The 25,035-nt window shown below is 72.9% G+C and carries 18 protein-coding genes and 1 rRNA gene; 7 read left to right on the forward strand and 12 right to left on the reverse strand.

Translation table 11 applies throughout. From position 1 onward, the window contains the following. Positions 1 to 12: 12 nt before the first annotated feature. The 3 genes from RM590_RS10440 to RM590_RS10450 all read right to left on the reverse strand — a co-directional run bounded on the left by RM590_RS10440 (position 13) and on the right by RM590_RS10450 (position 6,423). Positions 13 to 4,947, reverse strand: a complete 4,935-nt coding sequence (locus RM590_RS10440; RefSeq protein ID WP_311704155.1) for an NAD-glutamate dehydrogenase — start codon at positions 4,945 to 4,947, stop codon at positions 13 to 15. A gap of 277 nt (positions 4,948 to 5,224) precedes the next feature. Then, positions 5,225 to 5,887, reverse strand: coding sequence for an HAD family hydrolase (locus RM590_RS10445; protein WP_311704156.1), 663 nt, complete (start codon positions 5,885 to 5,887; stop codon positions 5,225 to 5,227). A gap of 32 nt (positions 5,888 to 5,919) precedes the next feature. Continuing rightward, the gene (locus tag RM590_RS10450; RefSeq protein WP_311704157.1) at positions 5,920 to 6,423 is read right to left on the reverse strand and encodes a DUF6912 family protein; all 504 of its coding nucleotides are present in this window, start codon (positions 6,421 to 6,423) and stop codon (positions 5,920 to 5,922) included. 133 nt (positions 6,424 to 6,556) lie between these two features. Between RM590_RS10450 and RM590_RS10455 the strand changes: the two genes are divergently transcribed. Further along, positions 6,557 to 6,973, forward strand: coding sequence for an Rv3235 family protein (locus tag RM590_RS10455; RefSeq protein ID WP_311704158.1), 417 nt, complete (start codon positions 6,557 to 6,559; stop codon positions 6,971 to 6,973). A 76-nt stretch (positions 6,974 to 7,049) separates the two neighbouring features. On the opposite strand, the gene secA is transcribed toward RM590_RS10455, so the two are convergent. Next, positions 7,050 to 9,896: a preprotein translocase subunit SecA gene (secA, locus tag RM590_RS10460; RefSeq protein WP_311704159.1), complete on the reverse strand. Its 2,847-nt coding sequence runs from the start codon at positions 9,894 to 9,896 to the stop codon at positions 7,050 to 7,052. A 132-nt stretch (positions 9,897 to 10,028) separates the two neighbouring features. On the opposite strand from secA, the gene RM590_RS10465 reads away from it, so the two are divergent. After that, entirely contained in the window at positions 10,029 to 11,234 is a 1,206-nt protein-coding gene (locus RM590_RS10465) for a winged helix-turn-helix domain-containing protein (RefSeq protein ID WP_311704160.1), read from the forward strand. A gap of 34 nt (positions 11,235 to 11,268) precedes the next feature. Here the strand turns inward: RM590_RS10465 and RM590_RS10470 are convergent, their stop codons facing one another. From RM590_RS10470 to mtnA, 7 genes are all read right to left on the reverse strand, one after another. Continuing rightward, entirely contained in the window at positions 11,269 to 12,012 is a 744-nt protein-coding gene (locus RM590_RS10470; RefSeq protein WP_394813841.1) for a response regulator, read from the reverse strand. 119 nt (positions 12,013 to 12,131) lie between these two features. Beyond that, positions 12,132 to 12,839, reverse strand: coding sequence for a ribosome hibernation-promoting factor, HPF/YfiA family (hpf, locus tag RM590_RS10475; RefSeq protein WP_394813842.1), 708 nt, complete (start codon positions 12,837 to 12,839; stop codon positions 12,132 to 12,134). Positions 12,840 to 13,120: 281 nt separating this feature from the next. Further along, positions 13,121 to 13,822, reverse strand: a complete 702-nt coding sequence (locus RM590_RS10480; protein ID WP_311704162.1) for a ComF family protein — start codon at positions 13,820 to 13,822, stop codon at positions 13,121 to 13,123. Between the two features lie 80 nt (positions 13,823 to 13,902). Continuing rightward, complete coding sequence (locus RM590_RS10485; RefSeq protein WP_311704163.1) at positions 13,903 to 15,738, reverse strand: LpqB family beta-propeller domain-containing protein; 1,836 nt, start codon at positions 15,736 to 15,738, stop codon at positions 13,903 to 13,905. Beyond that, positions 15,728 to 17,524, reverse strand: a complete 1,797-nt coding sequence (mtrB, locus tag RM590_RS10490) for an MtrAB system histidine kinase MtrB (protein WP_311704164.1) — start codon at positions 17,522 to 17,524, stop codon at positions 15,728 to 15,730. Before mtrB ends, RM590_RS10485 begins: the two co-directional genes overlap by 11 nt. A gap of 1 nt (position 17,525) precedes the next feature. After that, positions 17,526 to 18,203 carry a two-component system response regulator MtrA gene (gene mtrA / locus RM590_RS10495; protein ID WP_086160249.1) on the reverse strand — a complete coding sequence of 226 codons (678 nt, stop codon included), beginning with the start codon at positions 18,201 to 18,203 and terminating at the stop codon, positions 17,526 to 17,528. Between the two features lie 23 nt (positions 18,204 to 18,226). Then, complete coding sequence (gene mtnA / locus RM590_RS10500) at positions 18,227 to 19,294, reverse strand: S-methyl-5-thioribose-1-phosphate isomerase (RefSeq protein ID WP_311704165.1); 1,068 nt, start codon at positions 19,292 to 19,294, stop codon at positions 18,227 to 18,229. A gap of 144 nt (positions 19,295 to 19,438) precedes the next feature. Between mtnA and RM590_RS10505 the strand changes: the two genes are divergently transcribed. The 5 genes from RM590_RS10505 to RM590_RS10525 are packed head-to-tail and all read left to right on the forward strand — an operon-like array spanning position 19,439 to position 24,818. Further along, complete coding sequence (locus RM590_RS10505; protein ID WP_311704166.1) at positions 19,439 to 20,620, forward strand: DUF7544 domain-containing protein; 1,182 nt, start codon at positions 19,439 to 19,441, stop codon at positions 20,618 to 20,620. A gap of 4 nt (positions 20,621 to 20,624) precedes the next feature. Next, positions 20,625 to 21,293, forward strand: a complete 669-nt coding sequence (locus RM590_RS10510; RefSeq protein ID WP_311704167.1) for a DUF4129 domain-containing protein — start codon at positions 20,625 to 20,627, stop codon at positions 21,291 to 21,293. Further along, complete coding sequence (locus tag RM590_RS10515) at positions 21,290 to 22,549, forward strand: DUF4350 domain-containing protein (RefSeq protein WP_311704168.1); 1,260 nt, start codon at positions 21,290 to 21,292, stop codon at positions 22,547 to 22,549. The genes RM590_RS10510 and RM590_RS10515 overlap by 4 nt, the downstream gene beginning before the upstream one ends. Beyond that, positions 22,546 to 23,511 carry an AAA family ATPase gene (locus tag RM590_RS10520; protein ID WP_311704169.1) on the forward strand — a complete coding sequence of 322 codons (966 nt, stop codon included), beginning with the start codon at positions 22,546 to 22,548 and terminating at the stop codon, positions 23,509 to 23,511. The genes RM590_RS10515 and RM590_RS10520 overlap by 4 nt, the downstream gene beginning before the upstream one ends. Continuing rightward, a complete protein-coding gene (locus tag RM590_RS10525) occupies positions 23,511 to 24,818 on the forward strand; it encodes a DUF58 domain-containing protein (protein ID WP_311704170.1) in 1,308 nt (435 codons plus the stop codon). Before RM590_RS10520 ends, RM590_RS10525 begins: the two co-directional genes overlap by 1 nt. A gap of 103 nt (positions 24,819 to 24,921) precedes the next feature. On the opposite strand, the gene rrf is transcribed toward RM590_RS10525, so the two are convergent. After that, positions 24,922 to 25,035: ribosomal RNA gene (rrf, locus tag RM590_RS10530) — 5S ribosomal RNA — on the reverse strand; the annotation flags it as partial.

Below are 25,035 nucleotides of genomic sequence, written 5' to 3' on the forward strand. Positions count from 1 at the left end.
AGGCCCCCTGGCTCAGCGGTTGGCCCGCAGCAGGGTGCGCATCGTCCGCATGGCCACCGACAGATTCGCCAGGTCGAAGCTGTCCGAGGACTGAATCTCCCCCAGGGTGTTCCGCGCCCGGCCGAGGACCGCGGCGTTGCGCTGGGCCCAGGCCGCGAACCTCTCCTCCGGGTCGGCGTCCGCGTCGCCCACCGCCAGCACATCGGCGGTGATCAACTGGTGCGCCGCGTACAGGTCCTCGCGGATCGCCGTGCGGGCCATGGACTGCCAGCGGTCGGCGCGCGGCAGCTCGCTGATCCGGTCCTGGAGCCGGGAGATGCCCAGCTCGTCGCTGAGGTGGTAGTACACCTCGGCGACGTCCAGCAGCGCGCGGCCGGTGCGGTCGGCGACGGCCACCACGTCCAGCGCCGGGAAGGCGGCCGAGAACCCGGCGACCTGATGCGCCAGCTCGGCGGGCACCCCGGCCCCCGTCAGCTCGTCCAGCACCGTGGCGTGCCACTTCAGATCCTGTCCGCGCAGCAGCTTGGGCAGCTCCTGCCAGACATGGCCGACCCGGTCGGCGAACAGGTCGATGGTGTCGGCCAGCTTCAGCGGCTGCGGGCGGTTGTTGAGCAGCCAGCGGGCGCCGCGCTCCACCAGCCGCCGGCCGTGCAGCCGGATGCGGGTGAGGGTCGTGGCCGCCACCTCGTTGTCCAGGCGCTCGGCGGTGTCCCAGATGTCGGCCAGGCCGAAGATGACGCGGGAGGCGGTGTGCGCCCGCACGATCTCCTCGGTGGACGCGCCGGACTCCTCCTGCATGCGGTGGACGAACGAGCAACCGCCCACGTTGATCGTGTCGTTGACCAGCAGGGTGGTGATGATCTCGCGGCGCAGCGCGTGCATCTCGACGCGGTCGGCGAACCGCTCGCCGAGCGCCGTCGGGAAGTACGCGTGCAGGAGCCTGCTGACGTACGGGTCGTCCGGCAGATCGGTGCCGATCAGCTCGGCGGTGACCGTCAGCTTGGCGTAGGCCAGCAGCACCGACAGCTCGGGCTGGGTCAGGCCGCGCCCGGCGGCCCGGCGCTCGCGGAACTCGTCGTCCGAGGGCAGGAATTCCAGCTCCCGGTCCAGCCTGCCGTCCGCCGTGAGCTTGCGGATGTAGCGCTGGTGGGCCAGGACGAGCCCGGGGGCGGTGGTGGCGCCGTTGGCCAGGGCGACGTTCTGCGCGTAGTTGTTGCGCAGGACGAGGGCGCCGACCTCCTCGGTCATCTCCGCCAGCAGCTTGTTCCGCTGCTTGACGGTCAGATCGCCGTTGGCCACCACCGAGTTGAGCAGGATCTTGATGTTGACCTCGTGGTCGGAGGTGTCGACCCCGGCGCTGTTGTCGATGGCGTCGGTGTTGCAACGGCCGCCGGCCAGCGCGTACTCGATGCGCCCGCGCTGGGTGAGGCCCAGGTTCCCGCCCTCGCCGACGACCTTGGCGCGCAGGTCGCGGCCGTTGACGCGGATGGCGTCGTTGGCCTTGTCCCCGGCGTCGGCGTGCGTCTCGCCGGACGCCTTCACATAGGTGCCGATGCCGCCGTTCCACAGGAGGTCGACGGGTGCCTTGAGGATCGCCTGCATCAGCTCGGCGGGCGTCAGCGCCGCCGCCCGGCTGTCGATGCCGAGCGCGGCGCGCACCTGGGGAGTGATCGGGATGGACTTGGCCGAGCGGGGGTGGACGCCGCCGCCCTTGGAGATCCGCTTGGGGTCGTAGTCGGCCCAGGAGGAGCGGGGCAGCTCGAACAGGCGCCGGCGCTCGGCGAACGACGCGGCGGCGTCGGGGCTGGGGTCGAGGAAGATGTGCCGGTGGTCGAAGGCGGCCACCAGCCGGATGTGCTCCGACAGCAGCATCCCGTTGCCGAAGACGTCGCCGGACATGTCGCCGATCCCGGCCACGGTGAAGTCCTGTGTCTGGGTGTCGTGCCCCAGCTCGCGGAAGTGCCGCTTGACCGACTCCCAGGCGCCGCGGGCGGTGATGCCCATGCCCTTGTGGTCGTAGCCGGCCGAGCCGCCGGAGGCGAACGCGTCGCCCAGCCAGAACCCGTAGGACGTCGCCACCTCGTTGGCGATGTCGGAGAACGTGGCGGTGCCCTTGTCGGCGGCGACGACCAGATACGTGTCGTCGCCGTCGTGCCGCACGACGTCCGCGGGCGGCACGACGCGGCCGTCCACCAAGTTGTCCGTGATGTCCAGCAGGCCGGAGATGAACGTCCGGTAGCAGGCGATGCCCTCGGCCAGCCAGGCGTCGCGGTCGGCGGCCGGGTCGGGCAGCCGCTTGGCGACGAACCCGCCCTTCGCGCCGACCGGGACGATCACCGTGTTCTTGACCTCCTGCGCCTTGACCAGGCCCAGGATCTCGGTGCGGAAGTCCTCGCGGCGGTCGGACCAGCGCAGTCCGCCCCGGGCCACCTTGCCGAACCGCAGATGCACGCCCTCCACCCGGGGCGAGTACACCCAGATCTCGAACGCGGGCCGCGGCTGCGGCAGTTCGGGAATGGCCTTGGGCTCCAGCTTCATCGACAGGTAGGCGTGCGGGGCGCCCGCGCTGTCCACCTGCCAGTAGTTGGTGCGCAGGGTGGCCTTCACGACGGTGAGGAACGCGCGCAGCACCCGGTCCTCGTCGAGATTCGCCACATGCTCCAGGGCGCCGTCCAGCTCCTCCAGCAGGCCGTCGGTCAACTCCCGGCCGGCCGCCTGCCGCTGCGGCGACAGCCGGGCCTCGAACAGGCTCACCAGCAGGCGCGTGGTGTGGGCGTTCTTTCGGAGGGTGGCCTCCATCGTCTCCTGGTTGAACCGGGCGCCCGCCTGCCACAGGTACTTGGCGTAGGCGCGCAGCACCATCGCCTCGCGCCAGGTGAGCCCGGCGGAGAGCACCAGGGCGTTGAAGCCGTCGTTCTCCGCGGCGCCGGTCCAGGCCGCGGCGAACGCCTCCTGGAACCGCTCGCGGGCGTCCCCGCCCAGGCCGGAGGCCAGCGTCTCGGGAACGCGCAGGCCGAAGTCGTAGATCCAGGCGGTCGGCCCGCCCGCCGGGCGCAGCTCGTAGGGCCGCTCGTCCACGACCTCGACGCCCAGGCACTGGAGGACGGGCAGCACGGCGGAGAGCGAGACGGGCTCGCCGGTGCGGTAGATCTTGAACCGCCGCTCGCCGGGCCCCGCGTTGACCGGCTCGTACAGGCTGAGCGCGAAGTCCTTGCCGGGGGCGGGACGCAGCCCGGCCACGTAACTCACGTCGGCGACGGCGACGCGCGGCGGGAAGTCCGCCTTGTAGCCCTCGGGGAAGGCGTCGTGGAAACGGCCGCCCAGCTCCGCGGCCTGCTCCTCGCCGCACTCGGCCAGCAGCGCGTCGGCGAAGCCGTCGGTCCAGGAGCGGGACGCCTCGGCGAGCCTGCGCTCGATGCGGTCCACGTCGGCGTCGGTGAGCTCGGGCAGCTCGGTGCCGGGCGCCACACGGATGACGAAGTGCAGCCGGGAAAGCACGCCTTCGGTGTTCCACGCGGTGAAGTCGACGCTGGTGCCGTCCAGTTCCTCGCGGAGGATGTCGGTCAGCCGCAGCCGGACCGAGGTGGTGTAGCGGTCGCGCGGCAGATACACCAGCGCCGAGTAGTACCGCCCGTACTCCTCCTGGCGCAGGAACAGCCGCAGCCGGCGCCGCTCCTGGAGGTGGAGCACGGAGGTGGCGATGCCGCGCAGCGTCTCGGTGGGCGTCTGGAACAGCTCGTCGCGCGGATAGGTCTCCAGGATCTGGAGCAGGTCCCGCCCGCTGTGGCTGTCGGCGGCGAACCCGGCGGCGGCCAGCACCTCCGACACCTTCCGCCGGATGACGGGGATCCGCCGGACGGACTCGGTGTAGGCGGCGGCGGAGAACAGCCCCAGAAAGCGGCGCTCGCCGATGACCCGGCCCTCGGCGTCGAACTTCTTGACGCCGATGTAGTCCAGGTAGGAGCGGCGGTGCACGGTGGCCCGGCTGTTCGCCTTGGTGAGGATCAGCAGCCGCGGCTCGCGCGCCTTCGCGCGGGCGGAGGAGGACAGCCGGCCGAACGCGGCCGAGGCGCCGGGGTCGCCGGTGTCCGGGCCGGGCGCGGGGTCGGAGCGCAGGATGCCCAGCCCGGTGCCGGGAACGGCGCGCAGCACGTCACCGGCGCCGCCGTTGTCCTCGCGGGCGAGCTCGTACTCGCGGTACCCGAGGAACGTGAAGTGGTCCGCGGCCAGCCACCGCAGCAGCTCCTGCGCCTCCTCGATGTCCGGCTCGCGCAGCTCCTCCGACAGCGGCTCGGTGGGCAGCCCCTCGGCGATGCGCAGCGCGGCGGCGCGCATCTTCCGCCAGTCCTCGACGGCCTCCCGGGCGTCGCTGAGCACCCGGCGCAGGCCCGTCTCCATCTGCTCCAGATCGGCCCGGTCCGTCTCCCGGTCGATCTCGACATGGATCCAGCTCTCGACCACGGCGTCGGGGGGCAGCTCGTCCGCGCCCCCCGTGGCGTCCAGTACCTGAAGGAGCCGGCCGGTCACGTCGCGGCGGACGGTGATCTGCGGGTGGATGACGAGGTGAATCCCCCGGCCCAGCCGGGACAGTTCATTGGTGACGGAATCGACCAGGAAGGGCATGTCGTCGGTGACGACCTCGACCAGAGTGTGGCTGCACGTCCAGCCCATCTCCTCGACGGTGGGGGTGTACACCCGCACTTCCGCGGTGCCCTGCGGCCGGTGTGCGGCCAGCCGGAGATGCGCGAACGCGGCGCCGTACACGTCGACCGGCTCGCGGTCGGCCAGATCCTCGGGGGCGATGTAGAGGTAGTAGCGCTGGAGGTACGCCCGGATCGCGGCGGAGTCCATGCCCGGCCCGGGTGGTGCCCCGGCCGTGCCCCCCTCCGCCACCTGGGCGGCCTGTGTCAGTAGTTCAGCCTTGGCTTCGTCCAGCTTGGTCTGCATGTCCTCTGGCTCCTGTCGCGCGCCGTTGCGTGACGTCGAGAATCGAATCACCGGGCACGCTCGATCTCGCGGCATGGTCGCGCCCGGCGGCACGGACCAGTGGCGAAGCTGGCCCGGGTGAGCACCGGGCGCCGAGGGGAGGCCGCGTCGCCTCCGGCCGGGACGCCAGCCGATATCGCACTGATCACAGGGGCAAGGCTAGCGCCCCGCCTTTGACGCGCGAGTCATCGCCAGGTGAAATCCGGACTGTCCGCACCCTCTCGAATCGCCGGTCGATTCACCCGTGAACCGCCAACTCCTCGGCCACCGCGACGGCTTCGTCCAGGCTGTCCACCACCGGCACCCCGGCCGCGAGCAGGCTGCGCCTGCTGTGCGAGCCACCGGTGTACAGCACCGCCCGGACCCCGGCGTGCGCGGCGGCGGCCGCGTCGTCCGTGGCATCGCCGATGACCACCACGCGCCCCGGGTCCACGCCGGCGAGCGCGGCCAGGTGGCGGGCCATCTGCTCGGCCTTGCCCGTCACGATGCTGTCCCCGGTGTTCCCGTCGACCCGGGTGAAGTGCGCCGCGATGCCCAGCCTGCTCACCCAGGGCAGCAGCCGCTCGTGCGGGGCGAGGGAGCACACCGACTGGGTGCGGCCCGCCGCCTGCCACTCCGCCAGCAGCCGCGCCGCGCCCTCCGCGAGCCCGGCCGTGTCGGACCGGGCGAAGTAGTGCCGGTGGAACGTGCTGTCCATCACCGCCCACTCCTCGTCGCTGGGCAGCCGGCCGAGCAGCCGCTCGTAGAACTTGGGAACGGGCACGCAGTACAGCTCCCGGTACCGCTCCAGGGTGATGGGCGGTATGCCGATCTCGGCGAAGGACGCGTTCGTCGCGTCGATCACCACGTCGATGTCGTGCAGGAGGGTCCCGTTCCAGTCCCAGACGATGTGCGCAGCCATGGGGCCGACGGTACGTCCTCCCACTGACAAACTCACACGAGGCCGTCGATCTCCTGCACCGCGTACCACAGCAGCTCGTGGTCGGCGGCGCCGTCCACGGTGAACCTCGCGTCGTCGTCGCCCAGGTCCGCCGCGCCCACGGCGTCGGCCGCCACCGCGATATCGGCGGCGGCGTCGGGCGCGTCCACGTGCACGGCCGCGATCTTCGCCAGCGGAACGGGCTCGGTCAGCCGCACCTCGCCCAGCGCCTCGGCGTCCAGGGCCCGGTCGGGGTCGGCGACGGCCGTCCGGTCGGGCACGTCCGCGGCGACCACCACGCGCCGCCGGGCGGCCGTCGGGTCCATCGCGAGCAGCCGCAGCGAGGCCTGGGCGGCGCGGCTGAGAGCGGCGTACTCCAGCTCCTCCTCGTTCCCCGAGAGGTACCACTCGCGCAGCGCCGGAGTGACGGCGTAGGCGGTCAGGGGCGCGGGTCCGGCCTCGCCGGCCTTGTGCAGCCGGGCGAGCCAGGAAAGTGTGAGGGGAACGTAGACGCGCATCAACTGCCGCTTTCTGTCCGACCCGCGAGCGGGGTCACTGTACCAGGCGGACCCGCCTTGCCTCTCTGTGATCACCCCATTACAATCCGCTTCAGTTACTGGTCGGTAGCTTCTCTCGGGGGGTGGTCTCACCATGAAGACCGGCAAGCGCGGCCCCAGTTCGCGCACGAACGCACGCCGCACCGACTCGCGCCGCCCCGCGCGGCGGATCACCGCCCGCCGCCGCGGGCCCCAGGACTGGTTCGCCGAGCAGCTCCTGCTCGTTCTCAGCGGCCAGCGCCCGGTGCACGTGATGCTCGGCCACGCGCACCAGCGCGCGTACGAACAGCTCAGCCGCCTCGCGCCGCGCGCCCCGCTGCGCCCGCCCCCGGGCGGCCGGGCCCCCGTCCTGGTCGGCGTCGGCGTCTGCCGCCCCAGCTCCGAGGCCATCGAGGCGTTCGCCCGCATCGGCGCCGGCGACCGCACCCGCGCCTTCGCGTTCCGCCTCGACCGCCGCCCCGGCGACGGCCGTTGGCAGTGCTCCGCCGTGGAGCTGGACACCGTTCCCTGAACCGCACGCACCGGACGGAACGCCGAACGCCCGCCCGGCCAGCGGCCGGACGGGCGTCGTGTTCAGCGTGCGGGCGTCACTTCTTGCGGCGCCGGCCGCCCTTCTGGGCCTTCCGCCGCTCCGCCCGGCCGCCCGTCGTGGGCGCGCCGCCCTCGGTCGCACCGGCGGTGTCCGCCGAGAAGTCGCCCTCGACGACGCCACCCGCGCCGTCCACCGTCGGCGCCGAGAAGTGCAGCCGGTCGGCGCGCTTGGGTACCTCCAGGCCCTTCGCGCGGATCGCCGGGGCCCCGGCCCGCGGCGGGGCGCCGGCCGGCACCGCCTCCTGCGGCTCGCCCGCCGCGACCTCCGCGGGCTGCTTCTCGCCACCCTGCACCGGCACCTGCTCGACCTGCCGCTCGACCTGGACCTCCAGGTTGAACAGGTAGCCGACGGACTCCTCCTTGATGCCGTCCATCATGGCGGTGAACATGTCGAAGCCCTCGCGCTGGAACTCCACCACCGGGTCGCGCTGCGCCATCGCGCGCAGCCCGATGCCCTCCTGGAGGTAGTCCATCTCGTAGAGGTGCTCACGCCACTTGCGGTCCAGCACCGACAGCACCACGCGGCGCTCCAGCTCGCGCATCACCTCGGAGCCCAGCTCCTCCTCGCGCTTGTCGTACTGCGCGTGGATGTCCTCCTTGATGGACTCGGTGAGGAACTCGGGGGTCAGCCCCTCGCGGCCGCCGGCCTCCTCCTCCAGCTCCTCCACCGTGACCTTCACCGGGTAGAGCTGCTTGAACGCGCCCCACAGCCGCTCCATGTCCCATTCCTCGGCGAAGCCCTCGACCGTCTCGGCCCGCACATAGGCCTCGATCGTGTCATCCATGAAGAACCGCACCTGCTCGTGCAGGTCCTCGCCCTCCAGCACCCGGCGCCGCTCGCTGTAGATGACCTCGCGCTGCCGGTTGAGCACCTCGTCGTACTTCAGAACGTTCTTCCGGATCTCGAAGTTCTGCTGCTCGACCTGGCCCTGGGCGGAGGCGATGGCGCGGGTGACCATCTTGTTCTCGATCGGCACGTCGTCGGGGACGTTGGCCATGGACATCACGCGCTCGACCATCTGCGCCTTGAACAGCCGCATCAGGTCGTCGCCGAGCGACAGGTAGAAGCGGGACTCGCCCGGGTCGCCCTGCCGGCCGGAACGGCCGCGGAGCTGGTTGTCGATGCGGCGCGACTCGTGCCGCTCGGTGCCCAGCACATACAGCCCGCCGAGCTCCTTGACCTCCTCGAACTCGGCGGCGACCGCCTGCTCGGCCCGCTCCAGCGCGCCGGGCAGGGCCGCGGCCCACTCCTCCGCGTTCTCCACGGGGTCCAGGCCCTTGGCGCGCAGCTCGCCCTCGGCGATGTCGTCCGGGTTCCCGCCGAGCTTGATGTCGGTACCGCGGCCGGCCATGTTGGTGGCGACGGTGACCGCGGCCCTGCGGCCGGCCTTGGCGACGATCGCGGCCTCGCGCTCGTGGTTCTTCGCGTTGAGCACCTCGTGCCGCACCCCGCGCTTGTTCAACTGCTGGGAGAGGTACTCCGACTTCTCGACCGAGGTGGTGCCGACCAGCACGGGCTGGCCCGCCTCGTGCTTCTCCACGATGTCGTCGACGACCGCGGCGAACTTGGCCACCTCGGTGCGGTAGATGAGGTCGGAACGGTCGGTGCGCGCCATCGGGCGGTTGGTCGGGATGGGCACCACGCCGAGCTTGTAGATCTGGTGGAACTCGGCGGCCTCGGTCATGGCCGTACCGGTCATGCCGGCGAGCTTGCCGTAGAGGCGGAAGTAGTTCTGGAGGGTGATCTTGGCGAGGGTCTGGTTCTCGTCCTTGATCTTCACCCCCTCCTTGGCCTCGATCGCCTGGTGCATGCCCTCGTTGTAGCGGCGGCCGGCCAGGATGCGCCCGGTGTGCTCGTCGACGATCACGACCTCGCCGTCCAGGACGACGTAGTCCTTGTCCTTCTTGTAGAGCTCCTTGGCCTTGATGGCGTTGTTCAAGTAGCCGACCAGCGGGGTGTTCACCGACTCGTAGAGGTTGTCGATGCCCAGCCAGTCCTCGACCTTGGTGACGCCCGCGTCGTGGATCGCGACGGTGCGCTTCTTCTCGTCCACGTCGTAGTCGCCGGTCTCGGCCTGCTGCCGGGTGGGCACGGCCGGCTCGCCCTTCTCCAGACGCTGCACCAGCTTGGCGAAGTCCGCGTACCACTTGGTCGCCTGGTCGGCCGGGCCGGAGATGATCAGCGGGGTGCGCGCCTCGTCGATGAGGATCGAGTCGACCTCGTCGACGATCGCGTAGTTGTGCCCGCGCTGCACCAGTTCCTCCTTCGACCACGCCATGTTGTCGCGCAGGAAGTCGAATCCGAACTCGTTGTTCGTGCCGTACGTGATGTCGCACGCGTACTGCTGGCGGCGCTTGGACGGCGGCATGCCCGCCGTGATGCAGCCGACGGTCAGGCCCAGGAAGCGGTGCACCCGGCCCATCCACTCGGAGTCGCGCTGCGCCAGGTAGTCGTTGGTGGTGATGAGGTGAACGCCCTCACCCGCCAGGGCGTTGAGATACGCGGGCAGCGTGCCGACCAGCGTCTTGCCCTCACCGGTCTTCATCTCGGCGACATAGCCGAGGTGCAGCGCCGCGCCGCCCATGAGCTGCACGTCGTAGTGGCGCTGGCCCAGTACGCGCTTGGCCGCCTCCCGGACCGTGGCGAACGCCTCCGGCAGGAGATCGTCAAGACTCTCACCGTCCGCGAAGCGCTCCCGGTACTCGTCGGTGAGGGCGCGCAGCTCGGCGTCGGACAGGTCGACGAAGTCCTCTTCAATGGAGTTCACCTGGTTGGCGAGGCGATTCAGCCTGCGCAGGATCTTGCCTTCGCCTGCACGCATGATCTTGTTGAAGACGGACACGAGGGCTGGTCTCCTTGCCGGTCGGGCGTGGCTCGGTTGGGAAGCGCGGGCACAGCGAGATGGCCCCGCCGCACCGGCCATGGTATGCGAGTGCCGCAAGGAGTGTCAGTGCTCCGCTCTACGATCCCTCGCATGACCTCCGCATCGTTGCAACTGTCCGCCGACGAGGCCCGCCGGATCGCGCTGCGCGCGCAGGGGCTGCTCGGCGCCGTGGACCGCCGGGCCGGGGTGCGCGGTGTCCTGCGGCGGCTCGGGGCCGTTCAGCTCGACACGATCTCGGTGCTCGCCCGCTCCCACGAGCTGCTGCCCTACGCCCGTCTCGGCGCGGTGGGACGGCAGGCGGTGGAGGCGGCGTACTGGCCGGGGGACCACGCCTTCGAGTACTGGTCGCACGCCGCCTGTGTGCTCCCGATCGAGGAGTGGCCGCTGTTCGCGTTCCGCCGCCGCGCGTACCGCGCCCGCCGGTCCTGGCATCACGAGCTGGCTCCCAGCACCTACGAGAAGGTGCTCGACCAGCTCCGCGCCGAGGGCCCGCTGACCGCCACCGAGCTGGGCGGCGCGAAGAACGGCGGGCCGTGGTGGGACTGGAGCGACTCCAAGATCGCGGTCGAACGGGCCCTGATGCACGGGGACGTGGTGTGCACGCGGCGGCGCGGCTGGAAGCGGGTGTACGACCTGGCCGAGCGCGCGATCCCGGGTGAGCTGTACCACGACGACCTTGACGACGCGGAGTGCGTGCGCCGGCTGGTGGCGCAGGCGGGGGCGGCGATGGGCGTGGCCACGCAGGCCGATCTCGCCGACTACCACCGGCTGTCGTCGGAGCAGGTGGAGTCCGTCGTCCGGGACACCGGGCTGGTCCCGGTGGAGGTGGCGGGCTGGGGCACGGCCGACGGGCGGAGCGGCCGGCACCGGGCCTGGGCCGATCCGGCCGCGCTGGCCACCGCGCCCCGGGGGCGGCACCGCACCACGCTGCTCTCGCCGTTCGACTCGCTCATCTGGGACCGGCCGCGCACGGAGCGGATCTTCGGGTTCGTGCACCGGCTGGAGGCGTATGTGCCCAGGCCCAAGCGGATCTACGGCTATTTCTCGATGCCGCTGCTGTCCGGCGGCAAGCTGCTGGGCCGGGTGGATCCGGCGCGCGAGGGCAGCACGCTGGTCGCGCGGCACGCCGCGTTCGAGGGCGGACCGGCGCGGGCGGTCAAGGCGATACCGGCGATGGCCGAGGCGCTGGCGGAGGCCGCGCGGTGGGTCAACTGCACGGAGATCAGGGTCGAGCGGACGACGCCGGAGGAGTTGCACGACGCGCTGGTGAACGAGGTGGCCCGCGTGGAGATATGAGCCACGGGAGAGGGAGCCGCGGGGGGCCCGATCGTCAACCGGTGCCCAGATCCAGGATCTTCTCGCGCATCGCGTAGACCACGGCCTCCATCCGGGAGTGGAGCTGAAGCTTCTCCAGGATGTTCCGCACGTGGTTCTTCACGGTGTTCTCGCTGATGAACAGGTCCTTGGCGATGTCCCGGTTGTTCTTGCCGGTGGCGACCAGCTTGAGCACCTCCAGCTCCCGGTCGGTCAGCTTCGGGGCCGGGACCAGGCGGCGCTCGTCGGTGCGCTGGATCAGCGCCTTGAACTCGGTCAGCAGCTTGGCCGCCATCGAGGGGCTGATCTGCGACTGGCCGTCGGCCACGGCCCGGATCGCCGCGGTGACCTCGTCCGTCGAGATCTCCTTGAGCAGGTAGCCCGTCGCGCCGGCCTTGATCGCGTCGTAGAGGTCGGCCTCCTCGTCGCTGATCGTCAGCATGATGATCCGCGCGCTGGGGGCGACTTCCTTGATGGAGGTGCATGCCTCGATCCCGCCCCGGCGCGGCATGCGCACGTCCATCAGCACGATGTCGGGCAGCAGGTCGGCGGCCTTCTCCACGGCCTCCGCGCCGTCCCCCGCCTCGCCGACGACCAGGATGTCCTCCTCCTGGGCGAGCACGATCTCCAGCCCCCGCCGGAAGAGCTCGTGGTCGTCCACGACCAGCACCCTGATCGGCTCCCGCTGCTCCTGGGACGGCGTCTCGCGGGCCAGGCGGCGCTGCCCCTGGGACATCGCGGGTCCGAAAGTGTCCACCATCGTTCCTCCCCCTGCCGGTCGATACGCGACTGCCACAATCGGCAACCCCATGATTCCATGGCGGCACCCCCGGCCAGGTCCGTGTTCCGGCCGGGGGGTGCCCGTTGGCAGCGGACGGGTCAGCCGCCCAGCGCGCCTCCGGCCTCCTCCGGGGCCGTCTCCTCGGCCAGTGGGTCCGGCTCCAGGTGGATCACTCCGTAGTCATACGCGTGCCGGCGGTAGACGACGCTGGGCTGCTTGGTGTCGGCGTCGACGAAGAGATAGAAGTCGTGCCCCACCAACTCCATTTCGTACAGGGCCTGTCCGAGCGACATCGGGGCCGCCGCGTGGGTCTTCTCCCGGACGACCAGCGGCCCGTCCCCCTCGACCACGACCGATCCGATGCGCCGCAGGGTCGGCTCGGCGGCGGGCTCCGGCTCGCCCGGGAGGGCGGACACGAGCACGCCGTCCCCGTTGAGCATGGCCGCCTCGGGTGTCACCGCGGCGACCTCGCTGGCCGGGATGCGGTCCCGGCCGCGGCGGGAGCGGCGCTTGTCGTGCTGCCTGCGCAGCCTGGACTCCAGCTTCTCCACGGCCAGATCCAGGGCTCCGTACGGGTCGGCGGCCGACGCCTCGGCCCGCACGACGGGACCGCGGTGGCGCAGCGTGATCTCCACCCGGTCGGAACGGTCTGCCTGACGCGGGTTGTGCTCCTTGGACACTTCCACGTCGAGGCGGGTCACCTTGCCGTCGATCCTCTGGATCTTTTCCAGCTTCAGCTTCTCGGCCACGTGCCGCCGGAATCGCTCCGGCACCTCGGTCTTGCGGCCCTTGACGACGATGTCCACGCAGAACTCCGTTCCCGGGCGGCACCGCCATCTCTGGCGGGGACGCCCTTCGTGCACTGGTCCGGAAAGTGCCGGTGTCCACGGCACGTTCCCGGCGTTACATCGGGGTTACGACTTTCACCTCCTTCTCCCCCGGGAGGAAGATCAACACCCTCCTGAACTCGAAGAGGAAGATCCGAAGTCGAACAGTCGCTGGAAAGCGGTTGATATCCACTTATGCCGGAATGGCGAGCATGCCGCCTGATACCGAACGTACCTCCGTGAAGGCTCGATTGGCACCCCTACCGGCGCGTAGCGTAAGACCACTCGAACGAAGGACCCGCGACGACGGCCGCGCCCAGCACGGTGCCACCGGCCGCGGTGACCGCGCGCGCCGCCTCGGTGAGCGAGGCCCCCGTGGTGACCAGATCGTCCACCAGCAGCACCGGATCCCCCGGCCGCAGCGCCCCGGGCCGCACCGCCAGTGCCCCGGCCAGGTTCGCCCGCCGCTCGGCCGCGGTCAGCCCCGCCTGGTCGGCGACCACGCGGGTCATCCGCAGGGCGGGCCGCACCTGCACCGCCCGCCCCTCCGCGCGCAGCCGGCGAGCCGCCGCGAGGGCGATCCGCCGTACGGGGTCATGGCCGCGCCGCGCGACCGCGGCCCGCGTCGAGGGCACCGGCACGAGCCCCACCGCCCGCCCGGCGCCGGCCGCCGGGGCCACGGCGCGGACGCTGACCGCCAGCGCCCGGCCCAGCGGGGCGGCCAGCGCCAGCATCCCGCGCTCCTTGTGGGCGAGCAGGACCGCCCGCGGCTGGTCGGCGTACCCGGTGGCGGCGTATACAGGCGGCAGCCCCACCGGCTCCGGAACGGGCCGCACCCGCCGCGCCGGCCCGGCGCACACCGCCCGCCGGCACGCCTCGCACAACACCTCGCGCCCGGCCCCGCACCCGGCACACGCCGTGGGCAGCACCAGCGAACCGAGCTCCCGCCACCATCCCCGCATGGCCCCCACCGTGCCGGAGGGGACGGACCCGGCCAATCCCCGGAAGGAGGGATGTGGACAACCGGACCCGGAGCGTTCCGTCAGCCCGGATAGACCGGTGAACTCCCCTGCTCCGCGCCGGGGATGAACTTCCACTGCCCTTCCTGGAGCCGGGCCATGGAATCGCCGGTGTCCGCCAGCAGCGGGCGCTGCTCGTCCTCCGCGGCGGCCACCCCGGTGACATCGCCGAAGCCCACCATGGTCGCCACGTTGACCGGGGAGCCGTCGGTGATCACGTACTGGAGCTGCTGCCCGCCGTCGGCCGGCCGCCCCACCACCACGAGCCTGCTGTCCCCGGCCCAGGACACCGCGGTCGCGTCCTCGAGCTGGGGCGCGATCTCGCGCAGCGCGTTGACGGTGACCGTCTCGCCCTCGCCCTCGCCCGCGCTCACGCGTTCGATGCGCCCGAGCTGGAGCGTCGTGTGCCCGTTCTCGTTGATCAGCATCGCGACCCGCACACCGTCCGACGCCACGCGCAGCGCCTCGATCCGCGCGCCCGGCGCCAGGCCGGTCACCGGTATCTCGCGGGCCGTGCCCTCGCCGCCGCTCAGCCGCAGCAGCCGCGACCCCTCGGCCGAGCGGTCGGCGACCCACAGGTCGCCCAGCCCGTCCCAGCTCGGCGCGCTCAGCCCGGTGTCCGCCCCGGGCGAGTCGCTGGTCAGCGCCGTCGCGCTCTGCGCGTCCGCCTTGCTCAGCGAGGACACGAACAGCGTCGAGCCGTCCGCGCTGACGCCCGCCGCCGTCTCCCCGTCCCGGCTGACCGCCGCGCCGCGCAACTGCGCCTCCGCCGCGCCCAGCGGGCCGCCGACCGGCCGCGGCGCCGAGTCCGGGTCGGTGGCGGACAGGGACACCAGCCGCCCCTCCTCGTCGAGGAAGTACGCGCGGTTCAGCTCGCCGTCCAGCAGGCCGGGCGCCGACGACTCGGCCTCGGTCCGGCTCACGGCGCACACCTGGGCGCCGTTCCCGTCGACGAGCCGCGCCTCCGACAGATCCCCGGAGGACACCTCCGTCACCGTGTAGAGAAGCTGGGCCGCCATCTGCTCGCAGCGGTCCCCCGGCAGATCGCCGGGCAGGCCCTCCAGCCCCACCGTCAGCCGGCCGGACTCGCCGATCACCGGCCGGTCCTCGGCCAGCGTCACCCCCTCCGGGAAGGCCGAGGTGACCACGGGCGCGTACCAGTCGCTGGGCCCGTCGAGCAGCGCCCCCACGATGTCCCCCACCGGGTCGATCCGGCGGCGCACATACACCGGGTCGGACACCAGCACCTCGCCGCCGTCCGCGACCCGCCCCGCCTCGCCGCCCAGTTCGGCGAAGTAGAACGTGTCCACGGAGCGGTAGATGCGGCGGAAGTCGGCCTCGCCCATCACCAGCCCGTCCTCCAGCGAGTCGATCCGCCACTCGCCGTCCACCTGCGCCAGCCGGAACGACACCGAGTACGGGTCGTCCACCGCCGTGTACACGCGCGCGTCGTCCACCGTCGCCAGCCGGGTGCCGCTGAGCCTGGCGAGCGAGGGGTCCCCGCCCGGGTTGGTCAGGCCGTCCGGGCCGCCGGAGAGCACGGTGATCCCGGAGAACGGGTCCCACTCCCGCGCCGCGTCCGGCGTCAGGTACTTCTTCGCCGTCTCGAACCGCGCCTCGTCGCTGGTGATCGCCTCCAGGAAGCCCCGCACGATCTGGAGCGGCGTCATGCCCTCCTCCGGCGGAACGCCGTAGACCAGCACCTGCGACTCGCCCTCGGGGCGCTGCGAGGACTCGACCTCCTGCACCGGGCCGCCGCCCGGCATCGAGGCACACCCCGTCAGCAGCAGCGCGCCGGCCAGCAGCGCGCCGACCGTTCGCACCCGCGCGCCGCGTATGCGGATCCGGTCAGTTGCCATGGCCGTCCTCCCCGTCCGGCTCCCTGGTGTCGGCGCCCGCCGCCACCGCCCCGGAACGCGCCACCGCGCGCCCCTCCCGCGCCCGCCGGGCCCGCGAGTCGGCCGGCTCCAGCGGCAGCGGCGAACCGCTCAGCCCGCCGCCCACGCTGCGCGGCAGCGTCAGCCGGAACTGGGCGCCACCGCCCGGCTCGCCCCACGCCTCCAGCCGCCCACCGTGCAGGTGCGCGTCCTCCAGCGCGATCGACAGCCCGAGCCCGGTGCCGCCCGTGGTCCTGGCCCGCGCCGGGTCGGCCCGCCAGAAGCGGCTGAAGACCCGGTCCGCCTCGCCCGTGCGCAGCCCGATGCCGTAGTCCCGCACGGCGACCGCCACGGCCCCGCCGTCCGGCGCGGACGCCAGCCGCACGACCACGTCCCGGCCCTCGCCGTGCTCGATGGCGTTGACCACCAGGTTCCGCACGACGCGCTCGATGCGCCGCGGATCGACCTCGGCCACCACCGGCAGCGCCGCGCCCCGGACCAGCAGCCGGCTGCCCTTCCGGTCGGCCAGCGGCTCCGCGCCCTCCAGCACCCGGTGCACCACGTCCCGCAGATCCGTCTGCTCGGCCTCCAGATGGGCCGCCCCGGCGTCGAACCTGCTGATCTCCAGCAGATCCGCGAGCAGCAGCTCGAACCGGTCGAGCTGGCTGAGCAGCAGCTCCGCGGACCGCGCAGTCGCCGGATCGAACTCGCCGCGCGACTCGTGGATGACATCGGCCGCCATCCGCACGGTCGTCAGCGGCGTGCGCAGCTCGTGCGAGACGTCCGACACGAAGCGGCGCTGCATCCGCGACAGCTCCTCCAACTGCTGGATCTGCGTCTGGAGGTTGCGCGCCATCTTGTTGAACGACTCGCCCAGCCGCGCGATGTCGTCCTCGCCGCTGACCTTCATCCGCTCCTGGAGCCGCCCCGCCGCGAGCCGTTCCGCGATCCGGGCCGCCATCCGCACCGGCGTCACCACCTGCCGCACCACCAGCCAGGCGATCGCGCCCAGCAGCACGACGACGAACAGCCCGGCGGTCGCGATGGTGCCCGTGACCAGGCTGAGGGACTTCTCCTCCTGGGTGAACGGGAAGAGGTAGTAGAGCTGGTACTGGCCGCCCTGCGGATCCGTCAGCCGCTTGCCGATGATCAGGCCCGCCTCGGACGTTCCGTCCCTGCGGACGATCGTCCCGTACTGCCGGTGGGTGTTGAGGTCGCCGTCCAGCGCCTCCCGCATCTCCTCGGAGATGCTCCGGTGCACATCCACATCGGGCGAGGCCCGCGCCCCGCGCGCCGAGAACTCCGGGTACTCCACGAACGGCATGCCCGCGTGCTCGGACGGCATCGCCACCACCGAGAACACGCCCTGACCGCCGCTGGAGAGCTGGGTGACGAGATCCGTCATCCAGTTCCAGGCGTCCTGGGTCTGCCCGGCGCCGCCGCCCTCGTCGCCCCCGGTCGTCGCCATCTCGTGCGCGACGTCGAACCCGCCCTCGGCCTGGCTCTGCGCCGTCTGCCGCTTCGCCTCCAGCAGCCCGTTGCGCACCTGCCCGATCACCACGACGCCGAGCACCAGCACCACGGCCATGGACAGCAGCAGCGTGCTGGCGACCACCCGGAGCTGGATGTTGCGCCGCCACAGCCGCATCACCGACAGCAGCGGCCCCCGGGCCCAGCGGCCGAAAATCCGGATAGCGGGCTGCGCCCGGCTGCCCGTCGCCCCCTCCGACAGCAGCCGGGAGCTGTGCCACCAGACCCGGTCGGTCACGTCAGCTTGACCCGGCCTTGTAGCCCACGCCGCGCACGGTCACCACGATCTCCGGCCGCTCCGGGTCCTTCTCCACCTTGGAACGCAGCCGCTGCACATGAACGTTCACCAGCCGGGTGTCCGCCGCGTGCCGGTAGCCCCACACCTGCTCCAGCAGCACCTCACGCGTGAAGACCTGCCACGGCTTGCGCGCCAGCGCGACCAGCAGGTCGAACTCCAGCGGCGTCAGCGAGATCGTCTGGCTGCCCCGCTTCACCGAGTGCCCGGCCACGTCGATCACCAGATCCCCGATGGCGAGCTGCTCGGGCGCCGGCTCCTCCGAACGCCGCAGCCGCGCCCGGATCCGGGCGATCAGCTCCTTCGGCTTGAACGGCTTGACGATGTAGTCGTCCGCCCCCGACTCCAGGCCCACCACGACGTCCACGGTGTCGCTCTTCGCCGTGAGCATCACGATCGGCACCCCGGACTCGCCGCGGATGAGCCGGCACACCTCGATGCCGTCGCGCCCGGGGAGCATCAGATCGAGCAGCACGAGATCCGGCTTGATCTCCCGGAAAGCGGCCAGAGCCTTGTCCCCGTCAGCCACGAACGACGGCTCGAACCCCTCCCCGCGCAGCACGATGCCGAGCATCTCCGCCAGAGCGGTGTCGTCATCGACGACGAGTACGCGTCCCTTCATGCCTTCATCATCCCATTACCTGTTCATGACTCGGTCGAACGTGATCTGGAACACACTTCCGCGAGGTTCCCCCGGTCCACCGGCGACACCACTCCTCGCTCGGTGACGATCGCCGTCACCAGCTCCGGCGGCGTCACGTCGAACGCCGGGTTGTACGCCAGCGCGCCCACCGGCGTCACCGGCGCCCCCGGCCGGATCTCGGTCACCTCATGCCCCGGCCGCTCCTCGATCCGGATCCCCCTTCCGTCCACCGTCTCCCGGTCCACCGTGCTCACCGGCGCGACCACCACGAACGGCACCCCGTGGTGCCCGGCCAGCACCGCCAGCGGATAGCTCCCCACCTTGTTGGCCACCGAGCCGTCCGCCGCGATCCGGTCCGCGCCGATCAGCACCGCGTCCACCTCGCCCGCCGCGAACAGCGACCCGGCCGCCGCGTCCGCCAGCACGGCGTACGGCATCTCCTCGCGCGCCGCCTCGTACGCCGTCAGCCGCGCGCCCTGGAGCAGCGGACGCGTCTCGTCCACCCACAGCCGCCGCAGCTCCCCCGCCCGGTGCGCGGCGGCCACCACCGCGAACGCGGTCCCGTTGCCGCCGGAGACCAACGCCCCCGTGTTGCAGTGGGTCAGCAGCCGGTACCCGCCCCCGGGCAGCAGCTCGGCCAGCAGCTCCGCGCCCAGCGCCGCCATCCGGTCGCTGGCCTCCGTCTCCTCCCGGTGCAGCGCCCGCGCCTCCGCCAGCGCCGCCTCCGCCGCCGCGGGCCCGTCGCCCCCGGCCGCCCGGTGCGCGGCCTCCGCCCGCCACACCCCCCGCGCCAGATTGACCGCGGTCGGCCGGGCCTCCGCGAGCAGCCGCGCCGCCTCCGGCACGTCATATCCCCGCGCCGCCGCCAGCGCCACCCCGTACGCGCCCGCGATCCCCAGCAACGGCGCACCCCGCACGACCAGCGACTGGATCGCCGCCACCAGCGCCGGCACATCCGTGCACACGTACTCGGCTTCCTCGGCCGGCAGCCGCGTCTGGTCCAGCAGCACCAGCACCGGCCCGTGGGGCGGCTCGGCCCAGCGCAGGGCGGGGACTCTGAGATCAGCCATTGGCACAGTCTGCCCGCCGGAGGGGGGCGAGAGAAGGCGGGTCCCCCGGCATCGACCACACGGACGCGCCCGGCGGGGCGCCATGGCACGATGGGCGCCAGGAACTTGACGGCAACAAAGGTGCGAAGCGAACAAGGAGACGTCGTGAGCGACACGCCGGGCTGGGCCTCCCCCGGATCCCCGCCGCCGGAGCGCGGTCCGGAAGATTCCGCCCGCCCGCCGGCCCCCCAGGGGTGGAACGCCGCACCGCCGCCGTCCCCCGGCCAGCCCCCGCAGCAGCCCGGCCCTCAGCAGGGCTGGGGCCAGCAGCAGCCCGGCTGGGGCGGCCCCCAGCAGCCCGGCAACTGGGGCGGCTGGCACCCACACACGTTCGCCGCCAAGCCCGGCGTCATCCCGCTGCGCCCCCTCGGCATCGGCGAAATACTCGACGGCGCGGTCTCCACCGCCCGCGCCCACTGGCGGACCGTGCTCGCCATCGCCCTGGGCATCGCCGTCATCACCCAGCTCATCTCCACCGTCGCCATGCGCACCTGGCTCAGCGACAGCTCCGGCCTGGCCGCCCTGGAGGACAACCCGAACCCGACCGACGAGGAGATCCGCGACGCCTTCACCGACCTCGGCGCCTTCGCCTCCGTCACCGGCGTCATCACCATCCTCGGCAGCGTTCTGGCCACCGCGATGCTCACCATCGTGGTCAGCCGGGCCGTCCTCGGCCGCGAGGTCACCTTCGCCGAGGCGTGGCAGGACTCCCGCAGCCGGCTGCTGCGCCTGCTCGGCGTCGTGCTCCTCGTGCCGCTCATCGCCGTGCTCGCCGTCGCCGTCCCCACCCTCCTCGGCGCCCTGACCGGCAACGGCGGCGCCGTCGCGCTCGGCGTCATCGGCGGCATCGTCCTGGCCATCTGGCTCTGGGTCCGGTTCTCGCTGGCCGCGCCCGCCCTCATGCTGGAGCGGCAGGGCGTCATCGCGGCCCTGCGCCGCTCGGCCAAGCTCGTGCGCGGCTCCTGGTGGCGCGTCTTCGGCGTCCAGCTCCTGGTCCTCGTGCTGCTGACCGTGGTCGCCGGCATCATCGAGTTCCCGACCTCGGCCATCGCCGGCATCGTCTCGGGCGACGGCGCGAACAGCTTCTTCGAGGGCTCCTTCTCCGACATGTCCTGGACCTACCTCGCCATCTCCGGCATCGGCGCGGTCATCGCCTCCACCATCACCCTGCCGGTCAGCGCCGGCGTCACCGCCCTGCTCTACATCGACCAGCGCATCCGCCGCGAAGCCCTCGACATCGAACTGGCCCGTGCCGCGGGGGTCGGCACCCCGCCCCGGGAAAGCTGACGCCATGGCGCTGCCCTGGGCGGACGAGCCGGGCCCGCCCGTCACCGTGGGACGCGACCCGGCCCGGGAAGAGGCCGAACGCGAGCTGTCCAAGCAGATCTACACCCAGCACGAGCCCGGCCTGCTCCGGCGCCTGTGGAACTGGCTCTGGGACCGGATCTTCGGCGCCCTCGAATCCGCCGCCTTCCACACCCCCGGCGGCTGGGTCGGCCTGCTCGTCATCGCCGCCCTCGTCATCGCCCTCCTCGTCGCCCTGCGGCTGCGCCTGGGCGCCCTGCGCACCGCCACCGGCCCGCGCGCCCCGGGCGCCGTCTTCACCGACCGGCCCCGCACCGCGGCCGAACACCGCGCCGCCGCCGACGAGCACGCCCGCGCCGGCCGCTGGACCCCGGCCGTGCAGGAACGCATGCGCGCCCTCGTCCGTTCTCTGGAGGAACGCGCCCTGCTGGACCCCCGCCCCGGCCGCACCGCGAACGAGGCCGCCGCCGAGGCCGCCCGACCCCTGCCCGCCTTCACGGCCGAACTGAGCACCGCGGCCACCACGTTCGACGCCGTCACCTTCGGCAGCCTGCCCGCCGCCCCGGCCGACCACGACCGGCTGCGCGACCTCGACGAGCGGCTGCGCCACGCGAAGCCGGACCTCACCACGACCGCTGCCTGGACGGCTCCATGACCGGCGACACGGCCGTCTCCCCCGACGCCCGCGCCCTGTGGCGCCGCGGCCGCGGCTTCCTCGCCGCGTTCGCCGTCCTCGTCGTCACCGGACTCCTTATCGCCCTCCTCACCTCCGGCGACAGCGGCACCCTGAACCCGCGCTCGGCCACCCAGACCGGCAGCCGCGCCATCGCCGAGCTGCTTGCCCGGCACGGCGTCGACACCACCCCGGTCACCACCGCCCGCGAGGCCGCCGCCGCCACCGGCCCCGACACCACGCTGCTGGTCACCGACTCCGAGGACCTGACCGACAGCAGCCGCGCCACCCTGCGCGAGGCCGTCGCCGACAGCGGCGCGCGCACCGTTCTCGTCGCCCCCGGCCAGCGGGCCCTGGACGCCTTCGCGCCCGGCGTGACCACCGCCGCGCCCGCCCCCGTCGAAGAGCGCGCGCCGGCCTGCGCCTCGGACATCGCCGAACACGCCGGCAGCGCCCGGATGGGCGGCACCCGCTACGACCTGTCCGGCCTCCCGCCCACCGGCGTCACCGCCTGCTACCCCGTGGCCGGCCTCCCCACCCTGGCCACCGTCCCGACGGCCAGCCCCGGCGGCGAGACCGTCCTCCCCACCCTGGCCACCGTCCCGACGGCCAGCCCCGGCGGCGAGACCGTCCTCCTCGGCGCCCCCGACCTCCTCTACAACCAGCACCTCGACGAGGACGGCAACGCCTCCCTCGCCCTCCAGCTCCTGGGCGACCGCGCCCACGTCGTCTGGTACCTGCCCTCCCCCGCCGAGGCACCGGCCTCCGGCGAGGAGGAGAGCCTGACCGGCCTGCTCGACCCCGGCTGGCGCTGGGCCACGCTCCAACTCGGCATCGCCGCCGGCCTCGCCGCCCTCTGGCGCGCCCGCCGCCTCGGCCCCGTCGTCGCCGAACGGCTCCCCGTCTCGGTCCGCGCCACCGAGACCACCGAGGGCCACGCCCGCCTCTACCACCAGGCCGGCGCCCGCGACCGGGCCGCCGACGCGCTGCGCGCCGCCACCCGCGACCGGCTCGCGCCGCTCGTCGGCCTCGCCCCGGCCGCCGCCCACACGCCCGAGGCGCTGCCCACCGCGCTCGCCGCACACACCGGCGAGAGCCCCCAGGCCGTGCACGCACTGCTCTTCGGCCCGCCCCCCGCGGACGACCACGCCCTGGTCCGCCTCGCCGACGACCTGGACGCCCTCGAACGCCGCGTCACCCCGCACACGACATCGGAAGGCAAGGACCCACGCTCGTGACCGCACCCACGGATGGAAACCCGCTCGCGGCCCTGGAGGCCCTGCGCGGTGAGATCGGCAAGGCCGTCGTCGGCCAGGACGCCGCCGTCACCGGCCTGGTCGTCGCCCTGCTGTGCCGCGGCCACGTCCTCCTCGAAGGCGTTCCCGGCGTGGCCAAGACCCTCCTCGTCCGCGCCCTGGCCACCGCGCTCGAACTCGACACGAAGCGCGTTCAGTTCACCCCCGACCTGATGCCGAGCGACGTCACCGGCTCGCTGGTCTACGACGCCCGCACCGCCGAGTTCTCCTTCCAGGCCGGTCCCGTCTTCACCAACCTGATGCTGGCCGACGAGATCAACCGCACGCCGCCCAAGACCCAGGCGTCGCTCCTCGAAGCCATGGAGGAGCGCCAGGTGTCGGTGGAGGGCACACCGCGCGCGCTGCCCGACCCGTTCATGGTGGCCGCCACCCAGAACCCAGTGGAGTACGAGGGCACCTACCCGCTCCCCGAGGCCCAACTGGACCGCTTCCTCCTCAAGTTGAACCTCCCGCTGCCCAGCCGCGACCAGGAGATCGACGTCCTCGCCCGGCACGCGGCCGGCTTCGACCCGCGCGACCTCGCGGCGGCGGGCGTCCGCCCGGTCGCCGGCCCCAAGGACCTCGCCGCCGCCCGCGCCGCGGTGGCCGACGTGTCCGTCACCCCCGACATCACCGGCTACGTGGTCGACCTGTGCCGCGCCACCCGCGAATCGCCCTCGCTCTCCCTGGGCGCCTCCCCGCGCGGCGCCACCGCCCTGCTCAGCACCTCCCGCGCCTGGGCCTGGCTGTCCGGCCGCGCCTATGTGATCCCCGACGACGTGAAGGCCCTGGCCCTGCCGACCCTCCGCCACCGCGTCCGGCTGCGCCCGGAGGCCGAGATGGAGGGCGTCACCGCGGACAGCGTGCTCACCGGCCTGCTGGCCCGCGTCCCGGTGCCGCGCTGATGGCGCTGTCCGGCCGCACCGCGCTGATCGCCGCGCTCGGCGCGCTCGTCGTCGGCCTGCTGCCCGGCTGGCACGGCATCCTCGCCGTCGCGCTGCCGCTGCTCGCCGCGGTGCTGTTCGACCTGGCCCGCGCCGCCCCGGTCCGCACGCTCCGGCTGGAACGCTCCGGCGCCACCTCCGTGAGCCTGGGCCAGGAAGCGGAGGTGCGGCTCACCGTCACCAACCCGGCCGCCCGGCCGCTGCGCGCGGACCTGCGGGACGCCTGGCCGCCGAGCAGTTGGCTCCCGGGCACCGCGTTCGCCGCCGCCCGGCACGAACTGACGGTGCCTCCGGGGGAGCGCCGCCGGCTGACCACGGTGCTGCGCCCGACTCGGCGCGGCGACCACCGGGCGGTGCGCGTCACGATCCGCTCCCACGGGCCGCTCGGCCTGGCCGCCCGCCAGGGCAGCCACGTCGTGCCGTGGACGGTCCGGGTGCTGCCGCCGTTCACCAGCAGGAAGCACCTCCCGGCCAAGCTGGCCCGGCTGCGGGAACTGGACGGGCGCACCACGCTGCTGACGCGCGGTGAGGGCACCGAGTTCGACAGTCTGCGCGACTATGTGCCCGGCGACGACGTCCGGTCCATCGACTGGCGGGCCACCGCGCGGCAGTCCACGATCGCCGTGCGCACCTGGCGTCCCGAACGGGACCGGCATCTGCTGCTCGTGCTGGACACCGGCCGCACCTCGGCCGGGCGCGTGGGAGACGCGCCGCGCCTGGACGCGGCGATGGACGCGGCGCTGCTGCTGACAGCGCTGGCCTCCCAGGCCGGTGACCGCGTGGACTTGCTGGCGTTCGACCGCGCCGTCCGGGCATCGGTGCGCGGCAGGACGGGCGGCGACATGCTGCCCGCCACGGTCGAGGCCATGACGCGGCTGGAGCCGGCCCTGGTCGAGACGGACACCCGCGCGATGGCCGCGGCAGCCCTGGCGGGCGCCCCTCGGCGTTCCCTGATCGTGCTGTTCACGGGCCTGGACACGGCCCCGGTGGAGTCGGACCTGCTCCCGGTCCTGCCGCAGCTCACCCATCGCCACACCGTTCTGGTGGCGGCGGTGGGCGACCCGCGCATCGCGGAGATGGCCGGCACGCGCGGCACGATCGCGGGGGTGTACGAGGCCGCGGCGGCGGCCCGGCACCAGGCGGAACGCCGCCGGACGAGGGAACGCCTGCGCCGTTTCGGCGTCACCGTGGTGGAGGCTCCCCCCGAGGACCTGCCGCCCGCTGTCGCCGACGCCTACCTCTCCCTGAAGGCGACCGGAAAGCTGTAGGAATTCCCTCCCGCGCATGCCCCGGGAGGAGGCATAAAAAAATGCGTGTGGGCTTGAGCGAAGAATCCTCTTCGGTCAAGCCCACACGCATTATCAAAGAATTGTCCGGCGGTGTCCTACTCTCCCACACGGTCCCCCATGCAGTACCATCGGCGCTGGAGGGCTTAGCTTCCGGGTTCGGAATGTAACCGGGCGTTTCCCCTCCGCCATGACCACC

Origin of the sequence: Streptomyces litchfieldiae (assembly GCF_031845365.1) — a bacterium.
GTDB classification, from domain to species: Bacteria; Actinomycetota; Actinomycetes; order Streptomycetales; family Streptomycetaceae; genus Streptomyces; species Streptomyces litchfieldiae.